The organism is Kitasatospora sp. NPDC059747, assembly GCF_042732955.1.
Lineage (GTDB): Bacteria > Actinomycetota > Actinomycetes > Streptomycetales > Streptomycetaceae > Kitasatospora.
The window spans coordinates 1-3,157 of sequence record NZ_JBHWGV010000257.1 but is presented as its reverse complement, the minus strand read 5'-3'; the positions used below and the strand labels follow the sequence as shown (position 1 = coordinate 3,157).

The 3,157-nt window shown below is 78.3% G+C and carries 2 protein-coding genes; one reads left to right on the top strand and one right to left on the bottom strand.

The annotated features are described in order from the left end of the window. Nucleotides 1-60: 60 nt before the first annotated feature. Nucleotides 61-2,064 (bottom strand): hypothetical protein, encoded by a 2,004-nt coding sequence (locus tag ACFV4G_RS43270; protein ID WP_380449127.1) that lies wholly within the window; start codon nt 2,062-2,064, stop codon nt 61-63. Nucleotides 2,065-2,303: 239 nt separating this feature from the next. Between ACFV4G_RS43270 and ACFV4G_RS43265 the strand changes: the two genes are divergently transcribed. Beyond that, nucleotides 2,304-3,092, top strand: a complete 789-nt coding sequence (locus ACFV4G_RS43265) for a hypothetical protein (RefSeq protein WP_380449125.1) — start codon at nt 2,304-2,306, stop codon at nt 3,090-3,092. The last annotated feature ends 65 nt before the right edge of the window (nt 3,093-3,157 follow it).

Here is a 3,157-nt window from a genome sequence, read left to right as displayed (position 1 = left end):
TTTGTGTATAAGAGACTGGGAGTTCACCGGCCGGGGGCCGTTCGCCGTCTCGGGGCGGGGTCAGCCGGAGTGGCGTCCGCGGCGGCGTTCGCGGGCCAGGCCGAGGGCGACGCCGCCCGCGATCATGGTGCCGCCGGCGACCGTCAGCATGGTGGACAGGCCCTCGGAGCCGGTCGCGGCCAGGCTGCTGCCGGAGGGCCCGGCTGCCGTGGCCGTGGTGCTGCTGTGGGGGGCGGACGGCGCGGCCGTGGTCGAACCGGTCGCCGTCGCCGTACCGGTGGGCGAGGCGGCCGGTGCGGGCCCGCCTGCCGCGGGGGCCGTCGCCTTGGCGGTCGTGCTCGGCTTCGGCGCCGGGGTGCCGGGCGGGGCCGTGGCCGGACCGCTGGTGGGCGCCGGGTCGGGGGCCGGCGAGGGAGCGGCGCCGCCGCGCTCGGCGAGCTGCTGGGCGTACAGGCTCTCGGGCTGCACGGGGGTGCCGGTGGAGACGAGGACGCCGGTCTGGCGGCCCTCGACCGGCGTGCCCCGGGTGCCGAAGGCCCAGTTGTGCGCGGTGGGCGGGTTCTCCACGCCGTAGTAGCCGACGTCGGCGTTCCACATGACCTGGTTGGCGCCGGCCCAGCCCTGGCCGGAGCCCGCGTTGGCGCGGTTGGTCAGCGCGAGGTCGTCGCTCGGGCCGCGCGAGTGGAGCATCGTGATGTCGTCGTACAGGGTGCCGGTGGCCCAGCGCTGGTGCGGGCCCGCGTCCAGGCGGAAGCCGCCGGTGTTGTCCGAGGTGCAGTGCGAGAACACGTTGGGCCCGGCCACCCGGGCCCCGGTCAGCCACGCGTGGACGTTGCTGCCGCTCACCTTGCAGTTGACGACGAGGCTCTGCTGGCCGTCGATGCTGTACGCGCCGGGCTGGGCGAACGGCGCGCGCTGCGGGACGGCGTGCTCCATGCCGGTCGCGCTGGTGTCGGCGACGGTGACGCGGGACGCGGTGGCGCCGATCGAGCCGACGCCCGCGCCGAACCGGTCGGCGGCGATGTCGCGCGCCCAGGCGTCCTGCACGGCGGCGAAGTCCACGAAGCGGCTCGCGAAGTAGCCGTGCTCGTCGTAGCCGGGGGCGGACGTGAAGGCCGAGCCGTCGGCGCTGAAGCCCTCCACGCCGACCTGCGAGATCCGGCCCGGGAAGTCGTAGGCCCACACCTTGGCGTGGGTGTACTGCTTCTCCAGGGCGTTGGTCAGCGGGATGTCGAGCGTGACCCTGTTGCCGTCGACCGCGGTGACGGTGCGCTGGAACTGCAGGCCGTCGTTGGGGGTCCACGGCTTGGACGGCGTGCCGTCCGGGCGCGGCGGGATGCTGTCCATGCCGACGGCCTTGATCCACGCGTCCTCCTGCGGGCGCTGGACGACGATCTGCTGGCCCGCCTTCAGGCCCGCCGCCGAGTCCAGCGTCAGCGTCGTCGCGCCCACCGGGACGTAGTCGTCGGTGACGGCGTGCTCGGCGCCGTTCTTCTGCGGCGCGCCCTCGCCGGCGAGCTCGACCAGCGGCCGGGGCTCGCCCGAGGCGACCAGCTCCGTCCCGCCGCTCCCGCTGCCCGCGCCGCGCAGCACCACGCCGGACGCCTTGATCCGCAGCGCCTTGCCGACCCGGAACGTGCCCGCCGACAGCATCACGGCGCCGCGCAGCCCGTCCGGGCCGACCGGCATCGCGGCGACCTTGTCGAGCGCCTGCTGGATCCGGTCGGCGTCGTCGCCGGAGGGGGCCGGGTCCAGCGTGACGGCGACCTTCGCGGTCGGCAGCGGCTGGGCGCCGTTGCGGTAGCCGGCGTAGGAGAAGTCGGGGATCCGGTTGCCCTGCGCGTCGTGCCCGTACACCAGGCGGCCGTTGGCGACGTGCAGCCAGTCCGTCCCGCCGGCGGCCGGTGCGTCCGGTGCATCCGGCGCGGAGCTCCCGGGGGCGGCGGGACGCGGGGCGGCGGCGAGGGCGGCCGGTGCCGCCCAGGCGGCGGCCAGTCCGGCGAGGGCGGAGACGGCGACGGCTGCGCGCAGCGCGGCGCGCCGGCCGACACGGTCGTGGGACATGGACTCTCCTCGGTCGGGGCCTGAAAAACCTCGACAGGGTGAACGCCCCGCCGTGGCCCGGCGGTTCAGCGGCCCGGCGGGAGGGCGGCCGTGAACGGGCGAAAGTTCCGGCTCCCGGGGTGAACCGCGGGCCGGGCTCCGTCCGTGCACCGTGGCGGAGGCTCCGGCGGCACGGCGTCGGCGCCTCGCGGGAACGGGACACGGGACAACGGGAACCCGACGGGAGCCAGGGAGCTGTGGTGGGCACGAGCCAGGAAACGAACGGCGGCGCATCGACCGGGTACCGGCTGCCGGCGGTGGCCTGGGGGATGGACGAGGGCGGGGCGGAGGGCACGAGCGCTGCGGCGCCGGTGGCCCAGCCCGCTCCTGCCCCTGCCTCCGTTGCGCTGCCCGCCCCTGCGGCGGCCGGCCGGCCCGGTGTTCCCGCCGCCGCCCGCCTGGTCGCGCTCAAGCGCGCCATCGCGCAGGCCCCCGCCCGGGCGGCGAGGACACTCGCCTCGGTCGCCCCCCATGCCGCCGGCCCGGCCGCCACCGGGACCGGCACCAGCTCCACCGCGCCTGCGGAGCCCGCCGCGCCGGCCGCGCCCGGCTCGACCGACGAGGCCGGCGCGCTCGAACCAGCGGGGGAGCGCGCCGGCCGCCGACGGGTGCCCCGCCCGGCCGTCGCCGCGGCCGCCGTCGGCGTCGTGCTGATGGGCCTCCCGCTCGTGATGGGCCGGGGCGAGGTCGGCACCGACGCCGTCGAGCAGCTCGGCGGCACCGGAACGAGCCGCCCCGACGCGCCCGCGCCGGAGCCCGACGCGCCCGGCACCCCGCCCGGCACCCCCGCCGCCACGGCCTCCCCGACCAGCGGGCCCGCGAGCCCGAGCGGGGCGCCGACCGACCCGGCCGCGACCCCCGCCCCGGGCACGCCCGCCCCCGGGACGCCCGGCCAGCAGCCCGCCCCGCCCGCCCCGCCCGCCCCGGCCGCCGCGGCGGGGCCCCGGCCCGCCCGGGGCCCGCGCACCCGGCGGGCCCCGCCGATCTGACGGCCCGCCTTCCTCGCTCTCCTTCCATCCCCCGGGGTGGTGGGTCAGGGGTCTGGGGGATGGGG